Raw genomic sequence first — 14,493 nt, forward strand, 5'->3', positions numbered from 1 at the left:
GAGAAATGACCAATGGGCTACATGCACTACGAGATCACCCGCAATGGCGAGACCATCCAGGCCGGCTACGGCGTCGAGACCATCTGCGAGGAGGACGGTTGCACGGAGCAGATCGACCGCGGGCTGGGCTGCCTGTGCGGGGAGACGCCGGGTGGCGACGAGCACGGCTGCGGCGGCTACTTCTGCGGCAAGCACCTGTTCATCGGCTCCGGCGTCGGCGAGGGCCTGTGCAAGCGCTGCGACGACCGCTACGAGGCCGAGCACGGCGAGCCGGAGGACTTCGAAGGCGACGCGATGACCGTCACGTTCGCCCACAACGGAGGATGATGGGCGGCATGGACGATCTGGTGGCGTTCCTGCGGGCGCGGCTGGGCGAGGGCGAGGCCGCGCTCATCCGGTACCGCGACGGCCACGACGGGCCCTGCCTCAACTACCGCGGCCAGGAGCCCGAGGGCTACGACGAGTACGACTCGTGCTACCTGCATATCGAGACCGCGGACGCCACGCCGTACCGGGACGTGGCGTTCGGTCTCGCCGACATCGACGCCAAGAGGCGGATCGCCGATCTGCACCAGGCTGATGACGAGAAGGCGGAAGCCCCCATCTGCACCACATGCCTGTATGCGCCGCCATGCGAGACCCTGCGTGCCCTCGCCCTGCCTTACGCCGACCACCCGGACTACCGCGAGGAGTGGCGACCGTAGGGCCGTCCGGCCCATCCGCCCGCCGTCGAGCGCCCCGTACACTCCCGGGGCGCTCGCATCATTTCAGGGGGGATCATGCGTATCCGCACCATCGCCGCCGCAGTCGCGGCACTCGCCCTGCCGCTCACCGCATGCGGCAGCGACGGCGGGACCGTCAGCCAGTCCAAGGGCTCCTGCAAGGACGCCATCCGGGACCTCGTCAAGGATCCGGACGCCGCAGGCGACGAGAAGCCGCCAGCCTGTGAAGGCTTCACCGACGCCGAGCTGGAGGACATGGCGAAGGAGGTCCTCGGCGACGAACTCGCCGGCAGCCTCGACGTCGATGCGGAGGAGCCCGCCGAGGAGAAGCCGGCGGCGGACACGTCGCTGACGGTCGGCGAGACGTTCACCTACGACGACGGCCTCGCGGTCACCGTCGACTCGATCCGGGAGTTCAGCGACTTCGGCGAGTTCGACTACCCGCCGGAGGACGGCGACACCGCGTTCCGGATCAACCTCACCTTCGACAACGGCACCAAGAAGCCCTTCTCCCTCGACGACCTGTACCTGTCGGTGGAGGGCGCGACGAACGGAGGCGCGGCCGAGGGCAACTACTGGGAGAACGGCTCCAAGGAGATCACGGGCCGCGTCGCTCCCGGCGTGGCGACCAACGGCACCTCGGACCACACGCTCGCGGCCAAGTACGGCCGGGACGTCGTCGTGACCCTCGGCCGGCTCGACGAGGCCAACCTGATGGCGGACGACCTCGAATGGTCCGGCAGCATCAAGTGACCGGGATAATGGGCTGCATGGACCCCTTCCCGCCGCTCGGCTGCCGCCTCCACGGTCAGTGCTGCTCGGTGCCTTGGGGATACGACCCCGACCACACCGACTCCGCCCGCCCGTACACGGTGGATGAGCTGGCCGAACGGCTGGAAGCACCGCACCGCTACGCCTACGGGCCGTACCGGGACTACGAAGTCGCCTTCCATGTGTGGCGGTCGATGCGCCGCGACTCCCGGCTGAACGCCGAGGAGGAGGATGTTCATGTGCTCGGCCGGATCGAGAACGCCGGGCTCATGGACGTCTTGCGGGACCACCCGGAGATCGCCGAAGCTCTCGGAGTCGCTTGACAACCAGACCTGCACCGAAGGATCATTCCAGGCAACCTAGAACTTCTGTCGCAAGGGCCACTCACGCGAGTGGCCCTTCGTCATTTCCGGCGGGAGGTGCACATGCCTCCGATCCTCGTGGCAGCCGACGAGGCCGCCTACTACAGCGGCCGGTCCGTGGGCGCCATCTGGCGGTGGGCGTCCGAAGGTCGCATCACCCGGCACCGGTCCGGCCGCCGAGTCCGCTACGACCTCGACGAGCTGCCGCACGCGATCCGCGACGAGGACACCCGCGAGGTCATCGACATCCCGCCCGCGCCGCCGCTGCCCGAAGGCACGCAAGCCGCCTGAGCCTGGAGGCCCCATGGAAATGATCCGCCGCGGCATCGACTACATCTGCGCCCGCTACGGCAGGAAGGCGCGCCCCTTCCCCGTGCAGTATCACGTCGGCGGCACGATCGATGGTGCTGAACTCCAGCGTGCCGTCCAAGGCTGCCGGGCTGGCCGAATCCGCTGACCCCCTGATCGCCTCCGCTCCACTTCCCCCGGGGCGTAGAGGCCCTGCGGCCCGCCCGGTCACGGGCAACGGGCGGGCCGCCACACTCTCCCGCTGTCCGGCGATGGGACCGAAGAGATCCTCCCGCGGCCGTTAACGCGGTCGCGGTGTGCGCGCAGCGACCGGACAGCGGGGCACACGCCCGAACCCGCAACCCGCTGAGGAGCCCGCCCATGGCGAACCCGCTTGCGCACCTCGTTGGCAGTGTCTTCGTCGGGACCGACGACGAAGGCAACGTCATCGCATCGGGCCGCATCACCGAAGCCGAGTATGTCGACGGGGCGGTCACGTTGACCGTCCACGGGTACGAGGACCCTCCCTCGCTGACCCAGCCCCCCAGCGCTACCCCGTAGGAGTCCGCCATGCCCCGTACCGCGCTCACCGTCACCCAGGCCACGCGCGCAGGCGTAGCGCTCCCCGCAGCCACCGCAGGCGACGTCGCCAACGGCAACAGCGTGGCCAACAACGGGCGGGTCATCCTGCTCGTCACCAACACCAACGCATCCACCACGGCGCGCACCATCACGTTCAACACCGTGCGCACAGTCGACGGACTCACCGCACCCGAGCGCGTGGAGTCCATCCCCGCGGGCGAGACGCAGTTGTTCGGGCCGTTCGACCCCACCGACTACGGGCCCAGCCTCGCCATCGACCCCGAGCACGCTGAGGTCACCATCCAGGCCATCCGGGTGTGAGCCCATGGCCCGCCGTGGACTGAGGGTGTGCAGCACACCCGGCTGCCCCGAGTACACCGAGGGCGGCAAGTGCGCGGGCTGCAAGGGCGATGCCGAGCGCAGGCGCGGCACCTCCACGCAGCGCGGCTACGGCACCGCACACCGGCGCCGCTTCCGGGCCGCCGTCCTCGACCGCGACCCCGTGTGCACCGTGTGCGGGCAGGCCCCGTCCCGGCACGCCGACCACCACCCCCTCAGCCGGCGCGAGCTGGAGGAGCAAGGGCTCGACCCCAACGACCCCAGGCACGGGCGTGGCTTGTGCGGGCCGTGTCACTCGGCGGAGACCGCAGCCCATCAGCCCGGCGGGTGGAACGCCCGGTGACCGCGAGCGGTTACGGAGGGTGGGGGGTCACCCCCGGCGAGCATGATCCACAGACCGCCGGGGAGGGTTCTGGGAGGTCTGCGGGGTTCAGAGATCCACTGCCGGTGACGCAACGTGACCGGCCTCGTGTCGCGCAAGGCGACCAACCGAAGGAAGATCACCATGCCGAAGGGTGGTGCACGTACCCGATCGGGCCCGGCCCCTGATCCCAATGCGCTTCAGCGTGAGCGGGACGCGGGCGAGTGGACGATCCTCCCCGCCCAGGGGCGTGCTGGCGCAACGCCGGTGTGGCCGCTGACGGAGGAGTCGCGGCGTGAGGCCGAGCTGTGGGAGCGGCTCTGGCGGTTGCCGCAGGCGTTGATGTGGGAGCGATACGGCCAGGAGGTGGAGGTCGCGCTGTATGTGCGGCGCCTCGCCGAGGCTGAGGAGCCGGAGTCGAAGGTCACGGTCGGCACGCTGGTGCGCCAGATGGCCGACAGTCTGGGGCTGACGACGCCTGGGATGCGGGCGAACCGGTGGCGGGTCGACGCCGGGCAGGAGCCGGCCCCGTCCGCTCGCCCCGCGGCGAAGCGCGCGTCTGCGCGGTCGCGGCTGAAGGTCGTGCCGGGTGGTGACGGCTGATGGACGAGCAGCGGGTGTTCCTGGTCAAGCCCGGTGACCTTCTGGTGTTCGGCAACGTAGGCGAGGTGCCTGCGGATTCTGTGCAAGCCCTGAGCCATCTGCTGCGCGAAGAGATCGGCGTGCGTGCCGTCGTGTTCGCGGCGGACATCGACATGGCTGCGGTGCCCGGTGGAGACGCCTGACGGGTTCGTCGTCGACTTCCCGACGTTGTGGGTGGGCATCGACTGGATCGAGCACCACTGCGTGGTCCCGGACGGGTTCCGCAAGGGCGAGTCGTTCGAGATGTACGACTGGCAGTTGTGGTGCACCGCGAACCATTACCGGATCAAGCCGAGGGCGAAGCAGGGTCAGCTCGCGCCGGCATTCCACAGTCGGCGCAGCCAGTGCGTCGCCCCGCAGAAGACGGGTAAGGGCCCGTGGTCGGCGGGGATCTGCGCTCTTGAGGGTGTGGGGCCGGCGGTGTTCGACGGCTGGGCCCGCGGCGGCGAGGTGTACGAGTGCCGGACGTGGGGCTGCGGCTGCGGCTGGGTGTACGAGTACGAGCCCGGCGAGGCGATGGGCCGGCCGTGGCCGACGCCGCTGATCCAGATCACGGCGTTCTCGGAGGAGCAGACGGACAACGTCTACCGCCCTCTGCAGTCGATGATCCGCAATGGTCGGCTCGGTGAGTTGATGCGGGTCGGCGAGCAGTTCATCCGGCTGCCGAACGAGGGCCGCATCGACGTCGTCACGTCGTCCGCGCAGTCGCGCCTGGGTAACCCGGTGACGTTCGTGCTGCAGGACGAAACGGGCCTGTGGACGGTCGGGAACAAGATGACCCGGGTCGCGGAGACGCAGCGTCGCGGCGCGGCCGGTATGGGCGGCCGGACGATGGAAACGACGAACTGCTGGGACCCGTCCGAGGAGTCCGTGGCGCAACGCACGTCCGAGGCGAAGGTCCAGGACATCTTCCGCTTCCACCGCACCCCGCCGGCGAGTCTGTCGTACCGGAACAAGGCGGAGCGGCGGCGGATCCACCGGTTCGTGTATGCCGGGTCGACGCACGTTGATCTGGATGCGATCGAGGCTGAGGCCGCCGAGCTGTTGGAGCGAGATCCGGAGCAGGCTGAGCGGTTCTTCGGCAACCGGGTGGTGTACGGCGCCGGGTCGTGGGCGAACGGAGACCTGTGGGACAGCCGGGCCGAGCCCCGCGAGGTACCGGACGGCACGCCGGTGGTGGGCGGCTTCGACGGCTCCGATGTGGACGACTGGACGGCACTGCGGCTGGAGACGCTGGACGGCTACCAGTTCACCCCCACCTACGGCCCGGACAGCCTGCCGACAATCTGGAATCCGGCGGACTTCGGCGGACAGGTGCCGCGGCTGGAGGTCGAGGCCGCGGTGGACGAGATGTTCGCGCGGTTCGACGTGGTGAGGTTCTACGTGGACCCGCCGTACTGGGAGTCGGAGGTCGACGCCTGGGCTGAGCGGTACGGGGAGAAGCGGGTGGTCCGCTGGTACACGTACCGCACGGTGCAGATGCACGCGGCGGCTGAGCGGCTGCTGACGGACATCGGGAAGGCCGAGTCGACGTTCCGGCACGACGGTTGCCAGATCACCGCGACGCACATCCGGAACGCCCGGAAGGCGGCCCGGCCCGGGGGTCGGTATGTGCTGGCGAAGGCGAGCCCCACGCAGAAGATCGACGCGGCGATCCCCTCGATCGTTGCCCACGAAGCCGCCGGTGACGCGGTCGCGGCCGGGCTGGCGAGGCCGCGGAAGAAGTCCCGGATGATCGTGCTGAGGTGAGGTGAGCCCGTGGAGCGGACCGACCTGCAGTGGCTCACCCACCTGATCGACTGCCACGACACGGAGAAGCGGGAGCTGAAGCTCCTCGACTCGTACTACGAGGGCGAGCAGCCGCTGTCGTACATGGCGCCGGAGTTGCTGGCGGAGATGGACGACCGCGTTCGCCAGGTGGTGGTGAACTGGCCGCAGTTGGTGGCCGACTCGATCGAGGAGCGCCTCGATGTGGAGGGCTTCCGCTTCCCGGGCGAGCCGGCGGCGGATGAGGATCTGTGGCGGATCTGGCAGGCGAACAACCTGGATGAGCAGTCCCAGCAGGGACATCTCGACGCGCTGGTCATGCGCCGGTCGTATGTGGTCATCGGCACCGGCGACGAGGACGACATTCCGCTGATCACGGTGGAGTCCGCGTTGGACATGTTCGCCGAGCACGACCCGCGGACGCGTCGGCTGGCGGCGGCGGTGAAGCGGTGGCGCGAGGAGCAGCCGGATGGCTCTCCGGTGGACTTCGCGACGCTGTACCGGCCGGATGCCACGTCGTGGTGGGTGAAGGGCTCGGACGGGGTATGGGCCGAGTACGAGCGGGATGAGCACGATCTCGGCGAGGTCCCGGTGGTGGTGCTCGCGAACCGGACCCGGCTGAAGCGCCTGGGCGGCGTCAGCGAGTTCAAGGCGGTCATTCCGCTGTCCGATGCCGCATGCAAGATCGCCACGGACATGATGGTCAGCGCCGAGTATCACGCGACTCCGCGGCGGGTGGCGTTCGGGTTCGGCGAGGAAGACTTCGTCGACGAGCAGGGCCGCAAGGTCTCGGCGTTCAGCCGGATCATCGGCCGCATGTGGGCGACGGAGAAGAACCGCAAGGAAGACGGCGCGGACGTCGTCCAGTTCCCCGAGGCGTCGCTCAGCAACTTCCACGACACGATCAACCAACTCGCGAGGCTCGTCGCGTCGCTCGCCGGCCTGCCGCCGCACTTCCTCGGCTACGCCACGGAAAACCCCACGTCGGCGGACGCGATCCGCTCCTCCGAGGCCCGGCTCGTGAAGCGCGCCGAGCGTAAGCAGCGGGCATGGGGCGAGGCGTGGGAGCAGGTGATGAGGATCGCGATCCGCGTCCGCGATAGGGCGTGGAACCCGGAGGCGCGGGCGCTGGAGACGATCTGGCGCGACGCATCCACCCCGACGGTCGGCATGAAGGCCGATGCCGCGGTCAAGCTCCACACCGCGAAGATCGTGCCGCTGCGGCAGACCCGCGAGGACATGGGCTACACGCAGGTGCAGATCGCCCGTATGGAGGAGCAGGACGAGCAGGCCGCACAGGACGCTCTGACGCGCATCGCCGGTGGCGACGTGGCCGCCATGTTCGGGCCCAAGTCGGCCGACGATCCTGACGGCGACGCCGAGCGGGAGCCGGAGGCGGCCGGTGCCGCCGCGGGATGAAGCGGATGCCGTCGCGGTTGCCCGCTACCGGCAGATCCAGGCGGTGTCCAGGCAGGTTGTCACCGAGGTGCAGGGCATCTGGGCAGGCCTTCCGGCGCACCGCATCGAAGCGGAACTCGCCGGGGAGGCTGGCGCGCGGATCGTCGCCGCGGTGGTCGCAGGACAGTTGAGCGTGGCGCAGGGCGCGCAGGCGTTCCTGGCCGCGATCCTCGCCGCTCAGGGCGTGGCCGCAGCGCCGGTCGGCGCGGTGGCTGCCGCCGCGTTCGCGGGCGTCGCCTCCGACGGTCGCCCGCTGGAGACGCTGCTGTTCCTACCGGCGCTGGCGGTGACGCAGGCGCTGGCCGCGGGCCTGTCGCCAGCGGATGCGATGCTGCGGGGCCTCGCAACGTTGGCCCGCTACGCGGGTACGCAGATCGCCGACGCGGGCCGCGGCGCGGATCAGGTGGCGATGGTCGCCGAGCGCCGCGTGGTGATGTACACGCGCGTCGTGCAACTCCCGGCCTGCGCCCGCTGCATCATCCTCGCGGGCCAGACGTACAGCTACTCGAAGGGCTTCCGCCGGCATCCGATGTGCGACTGCACGATCAGGCCACTCACCGAGCGCGAGTACGACGCCGCCGCGTCGCCGCGGGAACTCTTCCAGCAGATGAGCGCGGCGGAGCAGCGCCGCCGCTTCGGCGAGGCGGGGGCCCGGGCGATCCGCGAGGGCGCCGACATGGGGCAGATCGTCAACGCCCGCCGCGGCATGAGCACCGCAGGTGCCACCACTTCGGAGGGCACCACTCGCCGCGGCTGGTACGCCCACACCGCCCGCCGCGCCGGCTCCGAGTTTGACCGGTCGCCCGGCACGCGCTTCGGGCAAGCCACCTCGACCCGCTACGGCCGCACGACGACACCGCGGCTGATGCCCGAGGAGATCTACCGCCAAGCCGGCGGCGACCGCGACGCCGCACTGCGGCTGCTGCGCCGCAACGGCTACCTCGACCAGTAACTCAACCCTGGCCGCGCGCAAGGCGTGGCCGGCCGACGTCCCGCAACGGGAGACACGATGCACCTGACCGCCTGCCGGACGACTGCCGCCCACGGCGCAGCCTGGTTCCGGCTCAACCGCCACGACGACCCCGAACCGGCTGACCCGCCCGAGGCCGACCCTGGGCCCGACGAGCCCGAGCCGGCCGACCCGGAGCCCGAATCCGACCCGGAGGGCGCCGACGCGCTCGGTGACGCCGGGAAGAAGGCCCTGGACCGGATGAAGGCCGAGCGGGCGGCAGCCCGGCGGGAGGCCGCTGCCGCGAAGAAGGCCGCCGCGGAGGCCCAGCGCAAAGTCGACGAGTACGAGAACCTCAACAAGACGGAGCTGGAGAAGGCCACCAGCCGCGCCGAGGCGGCCGAGAAGCGCGCCACGGCCGCGGTGCAGCAGGCAGTGAAGGCCGAAGTGAAGGCCCTCGCCGCCAGGGAGTTCGCGGACCCCACCGACGCCGACCTCCTGGGCGACCTGTCGCGCTACGTCGGCGACGACGGCAACGTCGACACCGAGCAGATCGCCGCGGACCTTGACGGCCTGCTGGAACGCAAGCCGCACCTGCGCAAGCAGGCACCCGCCCCGGAGAAGCCGAAGGCGCCCCGACCGGACCCGTCGCAGGGGGCCCGGCCCGAGACGCCGCCGACCGACTACAGCAACGCCCCCCGCGACGAGCTGGCGAAGAAGCTCGGCGAGTACGGCGTGCGCCTCCGCGCGTGATCCACGTCCGGGCCCGACTGGGCGCCGGGCGAACCTCAATCGAGGTGACCGGTCACGAGGAGCACACCGAGCAGGGGCGGGTCTGCGCCGCGGTGTCGGCCATCACCCAAACCGCGCTGCTGGGCCTGGAGCAGGTCGCGCAGCATCACCCGGACCTCGTGTCCATCGAGATCACTCAGGAGTAGAGATGACCGTACAGACGGCTGCCAAGCCGTGGTTCCGGCTCGACCGCCACGATGTGCGGTCCACCCTGCCGGCGTCGATCCGCGCCATCATGCAGAACGGGCTGCTCGACGGCATGTTCCGCCAGTCCCTCGCGCCGGAGCTGCTGTTCCCGCAGGTCGCCGACGTCGAGCCGTGGCAGGGCGCCAAGGGCGACACGAAGATCATGACCCGGAACGGGCTCATGACGCCCGACCCGACGCCGACCACCGGCTCCGACGCGAGCACCGGCACGTACTCCATCGAGCAGTGGACCGTGACGATGGACCAGTACGGCAAGTCCATTGACACCGACCTGCTGGTGTCCTCGATGACGCAGGCGTCGAAGTACCTCAACGACGTCAGCCGGCTGGCGATCCAGGCCGGGCAGACCCTCAACCTGCTCGCCCGCAACAAGCTGTACGCGGCCTACGCGGGCGGCCGGACGTGGGCTTCGTCCGCGGGCACCTCGGACACGTCGCTTGAGGTCGCCTCCGTGGACGGCTTCACGCACGTCCTGGTCAACGGCGTGCCGACGGCAGTGTCCGCGTCGACCCCGCTGAACGTCACCGTCGACGGCGTCGCCAACACGGTCACCGGCGTGAACACCTCCACGCGGGTGCTCACCCTGGGCACGGCGCGCGTCGATGTCGCCGGCGACGCCGTGGTCTCCAGCCAGGCGCCGTATGCGGTGCGGGCGGGCTCGTCGAACGACACGGCGTTCGACCTCGGCGCCGGCGACCTGATCAAGTTCTCCCACTTCCGGGCCGCGGTCGCCCGGCTGCGGCGCATGCACGTGCCGCCGGCGGAGGGCTCCAACTACATCGCCCACATCGACTCCGTCACCGAGAGCCAGCTCTTCGAGGACACCGAGTTCCAGAACCTCTACCGCGGGCGCGCGGAGTCGGAGACCTACCGCAACCTGGCGCTCGGCGTGTTCGGCGGCATCGTGTGGGTCCGCAATGAGGTCGTGCCGTACCTCACCTCGGCGGCCACCGGGTACGAGGATCTGACGGCGACGGTGCACCGGCCGCTGGTGATGGGCGCGGGCGCCCTGATCGCGGCGCCGTTCGAGAACCCGGCCGGCCTGCTGTCGGAGACCGGAGTGCAGGACGTCCCCGACATCTCAATGATCAACGTGGCGCCGGGTGTGGACGTCGCGCGGATCGTCCGCCCGCCGCAGGACCGCTACCAGCAGAACGTCGCCACGACCTGGTCGTGGGTCGGCGACTACGGCGTGCCGTCCGACTCGCTCGCGAACGGCGACCCGGCGCAGTTCAAGCGCGCCGTGGTGCTGGAGCACTCGGCGAACTGACCCGCACTCCAGCCCGGCCCGCTCATGGGCCGGGCTGGGCAGCGAGAAGGAGGACTCGTGCGCGTCGTCGCCAACGAGAAGATGAAGGTGTTCCACGATCACGTCGCAATCACCCTCGAAGCCGGACAGGAGGTGTCCGGCAGCCTTGCCGCGATGCTCCTGCAGCGTGCCCACGGGAAGGTCACCCGCCTCGACGGCGACCGCGACCGAAGGGGCGAGGACGGGGGACAGGAGGATGCCCCCACGTCCCTCGAAGCGGCCGAAACCGCCGCCGCGGTGCTCGCGTGGGTCGGCGATGACCCGGCTCGCGCCGCCGAGGCGCTGGATGCGGAGGAGGCGCGGGACAAGCCGCGCTCGACCCTGATCAAGCAGCTCTCCAAGCTCATCGAGGACTGAGGGGGCGGTCGCCGTGGCTCTACCCCTGCTGGCGACCGTGCCTGACCTTGAGGCCGCGATGCAGTCGCCGGCGCCGCTCAACGAGGCGTCGGCCACGCTGGCTCTGCGCCGCGCGTCGGCCCGGGTGCGCGCCTACACCGGACAGACGCTCTCCTTCGTGTCCGGAGAGACCGTGGAGCTGGGCGGCGGGGAGCGGGTGCTGGCCCTTCCGCAACGGCCCCTCGTGGTGGACGACGCCAACCCGCTGACGGTGGTCGAGCTCCAGGTGTTCGGAACTACCGAGGTGCCGTTGACTGAGGGCACCGACTTCAGCCGGCTCGGCAACGAGCTGACCCGCGGCCAGCCGTGGTACCAGCCGACCCGGTACATGGGCTGGCCGTGGCAGGCCCGGCTCGGAGTGTGGGCGCCTAAGGTGCGCGTCACCTACTCCCACGGCGACGAAGAGATCCCGGACGACGTCGTCGATGTGGTGCTTGACCTGGCGGCCACGAACCTGACGAACCCGCAGGGGTTGCGGTCTTTGACGGTGGGCGGCGAGTCGGCGACCTACGCGGTGGAGACCGTCGGGAACGCGAAGCTCACCCGGGAACACCGTGCGGACTTGAGGCGGTACCGGCGGCCCGCATTCACGGTGGTCCCGTCGTGAGCCTGTTCTTCGCCCAGACCGTGAGCCGGCTGCGGGCCCCGCTGGTCACGGACCGGTACAACAACCGGGTCCCCGACTGGCCGAACGCGGCCCGCACGGACGTCGCAGGCGTGAACCTGCAGCCCGCATCGTCGCCTTCGGATTCCGACGAGGACACCGTCGACCGGCAGGTCGCGGTCACCGGCTGGCGGCTGTACACGCCGCCGGGCATGGATCTGGACCTGCTGGCGACGGACCGGATCGAGTACGGCGGCCGGGTCCTCGAGGTGGTGGGCGAGGTGGGCCGCTGGGAGGTCGCCGGCCGGGTGCATCACGTGGAGGTCTACCTCCGGGAGGTGACCTGAGTGGCGACGTTCCGGTGGCAGCCGAACCCGAGCGTGTTCCGCGAGATCGCCCGCAGCTCTGAGATGCGGGACTTGCTGAAGGACCGCGCGGACACCGGCGCCAACGTGGCCCGCGCCACCGCCCCGACGTACACGGGCCCGACGTGGGACCCCGCGGTCCAGCGTCACGGTGAGTACAAGGCCAGCATCTACTCGGCGGCCACCCTGCGGCCGAACGGCTGGCGCGCGGAGTTCGGCGCCACTGCCGCGATCACGCTGCAGGTGGAGTTCGGTACCGGGCAGGGGCAGCCGCGTCCGCAGTACGGCGATTCCCCGAAGCACCGCGTCCTGGGCCGGTCCCTGGACGCTCTGAGAGCAGGGAGCACCTGATGGCGCACATCCGTCTGGCGTCCTTCTACGCCGGCCATTCTCCGGGCGATGTGATCGAGGTGGCGGACGACATGGTGCGCCCGCTCTGGCGGGACGGCCGCGTCGCTGCGGTCGTGGACGCACCGGCGTCGGAGCCGGCTCCTGAGCCCGAGCCCTCGCCGTCCGACGAGCCGGAGCCGGACGTGGCCATCACCTCGAAGCGCCGCCGGCGGGCCGAGGAGTGAGCCCGCTGCCGGTCGTCGCCTTCCCTGATGTGGAGGCGGCGCTCGCCGGCTATCTCGACGGCGTGCTGGACGCTGGCGTCGGGTCGGAGTGGCCGAGTCCGCTGGAGGCCGGCCTGCCGTTCGTGGCTGTGTCCCGCGGCGGCGGCGCGGTGGTGACGCGGTTCGTCCTTGAGGACGTGACGGTCGACTTCGACGTTCTGGCCGCCTCGAAAGCCGAGGCGCACGACCTGGCGCAGCTCGTCCGGGCGCATGTGTTCGCCGCGGAGGGCACGGCGCAGGGCGGCGCCCGTATCTACCGCGTGGACGACGTCAGCCTGATCTGGCTGCCGTATGCGCCCGCTGAGGGTGTGGCTCCGTTCGCCCGCTACGTGCTGGTGATGACCCTGCGCGTCCGCCCCGCCTGATCAAGACCTAACCCGCTGCTTCCTGTTCACTCTCGCCCGCTCGGCCGTGCCGACGCGGGTCCTCAGCATGCCTGGAGGCATCCCGTGGCGAACGACGCCGACAACGTAAGGGCAGGACTCGACGGCGGCATCTACGTGGCCCCCATCGGGTCGACCGTCCCGACCGACGTGACGACCGCGTGGGACGCGGCGTGGACCGAGCTGGGCTTCATGTCCGAGGACGGCGTGGAGCTGAACTACAGCACCGACGTCGAGGACATCAACGCGTGGCAGGCCCTGTCGCCCGTCCGCCGCATCCTCACCGGCGTCGACATGACGCTGGGCTTCACCGCGATCGAGCTGAAGGCCGACAGCATCTCGCTGTACTTCCCGGACTCGACGCTGACGACGACGTCCGGTGTCACCAAGCTCGACATCCCGTCCAGCCCAGCCCCGGCGGAGATGGCGTTCGGCCTGGAGTGGCGCGACGGCACCATCACCAACCGCCTCATCCTCCCCCGCGGCGAGGTGACGGAGCGCGGCGCGATCTCCCTGCAGCGCGGCGCGGCGGTGGGCCTGGAGATGACCGTCTCCGCTTACGCCTCGTCCGCGCCGGAGATCGCGACGTGGCTGACGAACGACCCGTCCTGGGTGACGTCCTGATACCCCCGGCGGGCGCGCTCAGCGGGTCGCGCCTGCCGGGTCCAACCCGCTGACCCGCAAGGAGAACCGCATGACCACGAGCAAGACCGCAGCGAAGAACGGCGGGCGCAAGGTCGTCTCCCTCGACTCGCTCGCGAAGCAGAAGCGCGACGCCCTGCCGGACCCGGTCACCTACGAACTGTCGGGTGTCGAGTTCACCCTGCCGCCGATGCGGGCGCTGCCGTTCGAACTCCAGGAGCGCGTCGGCGACCTGAACAACATCGTGGGCGTCCTCAAGGACGTCCTCGGCGACGACACGGTCAAGGCCATGTACGCCGCCGGGTACACCTTCAGCGACCTGGAGCTGATCGGCGAGGAGTGGCAGAAGAACTCCGGACTGGAGCCGGGGGAATCGGTGGCCTCCTCCAGCTCCTGAGGGAGCACGGGGAGGCCATCGAGTTCGACGTGGCCCGTTACTGGCCGGGCCGGTCCCTCCTGGAGTTGTACCGCGGGGAGATGTCGTGGCGGGAGCTGAGCGTCTTCATCCGCTACCTGCCGCCGGACTCGGCGACCGCGCGGGCGCTGCACCGCCGGTCGCCCGAGGAGGAGTTCTGGACGCCTGAGCGGCACCTCGCCGCGGCGACGGTGGACGGCGTGAACTTCGGCAACGCGCTCGCCGCGTACATCGCCTCAGATCCGAAGAAGCGCGGGCGGTTCAAGGCGCCGCCGCCGATCGAGCGTCCGGGCGTGAAGCGCAGCAAGGGCAAGTCGATCCGCTTCGGCGGGCGCCACGGATCCGGAGCCCGGGAGCTTTCGCAGGTCTTCGGAGGCGCAGCCGCACACCAGTGAGCCGGGGGGTGCGCGGTGGCCGGTCCCGGTGGTGTCCTCGTCGGACGCGGATACGTCAGCATCCGTCCGGAGTTTCAGGGCGACTGGTCGCGGCAGGCGTCCTCACGGGCATCGTCCGCCGGCCGCAACG

At 70.5% G+C, this 14,493-nt stretch carries 26 protein-coding genes; all 26 read left to right on the forward strand.

All coding sequences use genetic code 11. The features are described from left to right. Positions 1-12 precede the first annotated feature (12 nt). The 26 genes from LG396_RS12305 to LG396_RS12430 all read left to right on the forward strand — a co-directional run bounded on the left by LG396_RS12305 (position 13) and on the right by LG396_RS12430 (position 14,363). Positions 13-327: a hypothetical protein gene (locus LG396_RS12305; protein ID WP_225794771.1), complete on the forward strand. Its 315-nt coding sequence runs from the start codon at positions 13-15 to the stop codon at positions 325-327. An 8-nt stretch (positions 328-335) separates the two neighbouring features. Next, positions 336-704: a DUF6221 family protein gene (locus tag LG396_RS12310; protein WP_225794772.1), complete on the forward strand. Its 369-nt coding sequence runs from the start codon at positions 336-338 to the stop codon at positions 702-704. A gap of 75 nt (positions 705-779) precedes the next feature. Next, positions 780-1,475, forward strand: coding sequence for a hypothetical protein (locus tag LG396_RS12315; RefSeq protein ID WP_225794773.1), 696 nt, complete (start codon positions 780-782; stop codon positions 1,473-1,475). Positions 1,476-1,492: 17 nt separating this feature from the next. Continuing rightward, the gene (locus LG396_RS12320) at positions 1,493-1,816 is read left to right on the forward strand and encodes a hypothetical protein (protein ID WP_225794774.1); all 324 of its coding nucleotides are present in this window, start codon (positions 1,493-1,495) and stop codon (positions 1,814-1,816) included. Between the two features lie 102 nt (positions 1,817-1,918). Then, a complete protein-coding gene (locus tag LG396_RS12325) occupies positions 1,919-2,146 on the forward strand; it encodes a helix-turn-helix domain-containing protein (protein WP_225794775.1) in 228 nt (75 codons plus the stop codon). A gap of 13 nt (positions 2,147-2,159) precedes the next feature. Next, positions 2,160-2,312, forward strand: a complete 153-nt coding sequence (locus LG396_RS12330) for a hypothetical protein (protein ID WP_225794776.1) — start codon at positions 2,160-2,162, stop codon at positions 2,310-2,312. Between the two features lie 212 nt (positions 2,313-2,524). After that, the gene (locus LG396_RS12335; RefSeq protein WP_225794777.1) at positions 2,525-2,704 is read left to right on the forward strand and encodes a hypothetical protein; all 180 of its coding nucleotides are present in this window, start codon (positions 2,525-2,527) and stop codon (positions 2,702-2,704) included. A gap of 9 nt (positions 2,705-2,713) precedes the next feature. Next, positions 2,714-3,046, forward strand: coding sequence for a hypothetical protein (locus LG396_RS12340; RefSeq protein WP_225794778.1), 333 nt, complete (start codon positions 2,714-2,716; stop codon positions 3,044-3,046). Between the two features lie 4 nt (positions 3,047-3,050). Continuing rightward, entirely contained in the window at positions 3,051-3,407 is a 357-nt protein-coding gene (locus LG396_RS12345; RefSeq protein WP_225794779.1) for a holin, read from the forward strand. A 114-nt stretch (positions 3,408-3,521) separates the two neighbouring features. After that, on the forward strand, positions 3,522-4,028 hold the full coding sequence (locus tag LG396_RS12350) for a hypothetical protein (protein WP_225794780.1): 507 nt from the start codon (positions 3,522-3,524) through the stop codon (positions 4,026-4,028). Then, complete coding sequence (locus tag LG396_RS12355; protein WP_225794781.1) at positions 4,028-4,210, forward strand: hypothetical protein; 183 nt, start codon at positions 4,028-4,030, stop codon at positions 4,208-4,210. Before LG396_RS12350 ends, LG396_RS12355 begins: the two co-directional genes overlap by 1 nt. Then, positions 4,197-5,816, forward strand: coding sequence for a terminase large subunit domain-containing protein (locus LG396_RS12360; RefSeq protein ID WP_225794782.1), 1,620 nt, complete (start codon positions 4,197-4,199; stop codon positions 5,814-5,816). The genes LG396_RS12355 and LG396_RS12360 overlap by 14 nt, the downstream gene beginning before the upstream one ends. 9 nt (positions 5,817-5,825) lie before the next feature. After that, positions 5,826-7,253, forward strand: coding sequence for a phage portal protein (locus tag LG396_RS12365; RefSeq protein ID WP_225794783.1), 1,428 nt, complete (start codon positions 5,826-5,828; stop codon positions 7,251-7,253). Further along, positions 7,237-8,244: a VG15 protein gene (locus LG396_RS12370; RefSeq protein WP_443729179.1), complete on the forward strand. Its 1,008-nt coding sequence runs from the start codon at positions 7,237-7,239 to the stop codon at positions 8,242-8,244. Before LG396_RS12365 ends, LG396_RS12370 begins: the two co-directional genes overlap by 17 nt. A 57-nt stretch (positions 8,245-8,301) precedes the next feature. Next, positions 8,302-8,994, forward strand: a complete 693-nt coding sequence (locus LG396_RS12375; protein WP_225794785.1) for a hypothetical protein — start codon at positions 8,302-8,304, stop codon at positions 8,992-8,994. Continuing rightward, positions 8,991-9,179, forward strand: coding sequence for a ribosomal-processing cysteine protease Prp (locus tag LG396_RS12380; protein ID WP_308190093.1), 189 nt, complete (start codon positions 8,991-8,993; stop codon positions 9,177-9,179). Before LG396_RS12375 ends, LG396_RS12380 begins: the two co-directional genes overlap by 4 nt. A 2-nt stretch (positions 9,180-9,181) precedes the next feature. Beyond that, a complete protein-coding gene (locus LG396_RS12385; RefSeq protein ID WP_225794787.1) occupies positions 9,182-10,510 on the forward strand; it encodes a major capsid protein in 1,329 nt (442 codons plus the stop codon). Between the two features lie 57 nt (positions 10,511-10,567). After that, positions 10,568-10,906: a hypothetical protein gene (locus LG396_RS12390; RefSeq protein ID WP_225794788.1), complete on the forward strand. Its 339-nt coding sequence runs from the start codon at positions 10,568-10,570 to the stop codon at positions 10,904-10,906. Between the two features lie 13 nt (positions 10,907-10,919). Next, entirely contained in the window at positions 10,920-11,552 is a 633-nt protein-coding gene (locus tag LG396_RS12395) for a hypothetical protein (RefSeq protein ID WP_225794789.1), read from the forward strand. After that, positions 11,549-11,896 carry a hypothetical protein gene (locus LG396_RS12400; RefSeq protein ID WP_225794790.1) on the forward strand — a complete coding sequence of 116 codons (348 nt, stop codon included), beginning with the start codon at positions 11,549-11,551 and terminating at the stop codon, positions 11,894-11,896. The genes LG396_RS12395 and LG396_RS12400 overlap by 4 nt, the downstream gene beginning before the upstream one ends. After that, positions 11,897-12,265, forward strand: a complete 369-nt coding sequence (locus LG396_RS12405) for a hypothetical protein (RefSeq protein WP_225794791.1) — start codon at positions 11,897-11,899, stop codon at positions 12,263-12,265. Continuing rightward, positions 12,265-12,489, forward strand: coding sequence for a hypothetical protein (locus LG396_RS12410; RefSeq protein ID WP_225794792.1), 225 nt, complete (start codon positions 12,265-12,267; stop codon positions 12,487-12,489). The genes LG396_RS12405 and LG396_RS12410 overlap by 1 nt, the downstream gene beginning before the upstream one ends. After that, on the forward strand, positions 12,486-12,893 hold the full coding sequence (locus LG396_RS12415) for a hypothetical protein (RefSeq protein WP_225794793.1): 408 nt from the start codon (positions 12,486-12,488) through the stop codon (positions 12,891-12,893). The genes LG396_RS12410 and LG396_RS12415 overlap by 4 nt, the downstream gene beginning before the upstream one ends. 84 nt (positions 12,894-12,977) lie before the next feature. Continuing rightward, positions 12,978-13,535, forward strand: a complete 558-nt coding sequence (locus tag LG396_RS12420) for a phage tail tube protein (protein ID WP_225794794.1) — start codon at positions 12,978-12,980, stop codon at positions 13,533-13,535. Between the two features lie 70 nt (positions 13,536-13,605). Next, positions 13,606-13,950, forward strand: coding sequence for a hypothetical protein (locus tag LG396_RS12425; RefSeq protein ID WP_225794795.1), 345 nt, complete (start codon positions 13,606-13,608; stop codon positions 13,948-13,950). A 29-nt stretch (positions 13,951-13,979) separates the two neighbouring features. Beyond that, positions 13,980-14,363, forward strand: coding sequence for a hypothetical protein (locus LG396_RS12430; protein ID WP_225794796.1), 384 nt, complete (start codon positions 13,980-13,982; stop codon positions 14,361-14,363). Positions 14,364-14,493: the final 130 nt, after the last annotated feature.

Origin of the sequence: Streptomyces aculeolatus, assembly GCF_020400605.1 — a bacterium.
Classification (GTDB): domain Bacteria; phylum Actinomycetota; class Actinomycetes; order Streptomycetales; family Streptomycetaceae; genus Streptomyces; species Streptomyces aculeolatus.

Coding starts and splice junctions, on each gene's coding strand:
- LG396_RS12310 (WP_225794772.1), top strand. CDS start 336: ATGGACGATCTGGTGGCGTTCCTGCGGGCGCGGCTGGGCGAGGGCGAG.
- LG396_RS12355 (WP_225794781.1), top strand. CDS start 4,028: ATGGACGAGCAGCGGGTGTTCCTGGTCAAGCCCGGTGACCTTCTGGTG.
- LG396_RS12425 (WP_225794795.1), top strand. CDS start 13,606: ATGACCACGAGCAAGACCGCAGCGAAGAACGGCGGGCGCAAGGTCGTC.
- LG396_RS12375 (WP_225794785.1), top strand. CDS start 8,302: ATGCACCTGACCGCCTGCCGGACGACTGCCGCCCACGGCGCAGCCTGG.
- LG396_RS12305 (WP_225794771.1), top strand. CDS start 13: ATGGGCTACATGCACTACGAGATCACCCGCAATGGCGAGACCATCCAG.
- LG396_RS12315 (WP_225794773.1), top strand. CDS start 780: ATGCGTATCCGCACCATCGCCGCCGCAGTCGCGGCACTCGCCCTGCCG.
- LG396_RS12410 (WP_225794792.1), top strand. CDS start 12,265: ATGGCGCACATCCGTCTGGCGTCCTTCTACGCCGGCCATTCTCCGGGC.
- LG396_RS12345 (WP_225794779.1), top strand. CDS start 3,051: ATGGCCCGCCGTGGACTGAGGGTGTGCAGCACACCCGGCTGCCCCGAG.
- LG396_RS12325 (WP_225794775.1), top strand. CDS start 1,919: ATGCCTCCGATCCTCGTGGCAGCCGACGAGGCCGCCTACTACAGCGGC.
- LG396_RS12340 (WP_225794778.1), top strand. CDS start 2,714: ATGCCCCGTACCGCGCTCACCGTCACCCAGGCCACGCGCGCAGGCGTA.
- LG396_RS12385 (WP_225794787.1), top strand. CDS start 9,182: ATGACCGTACAGACGGCTGCCAAGCCGTGGTTCCGGCTCGACCGCCAC.
- LG396_RS12330 (WP_225794776.1), top strand. CDS start 2,160: ATGGAAATGATCCGCCGCGGCATCGACTACATCTGCGCCCGCTACGGC.
- LG396_RS12320 (WP_225794774.1), top strand. CDS start 1,493: ATGGACCCCTTCCCGCCGCTCGGCTGCCGCCTCCACGGTCAGTGCTGC.
- LG396_RS12335 (WP_225794777.1), top strand. CDS start 2,525: ATGGCGAACCCGCTTGCGCACCTCGTTGGCAGTGTCTTCGTCGGGACC.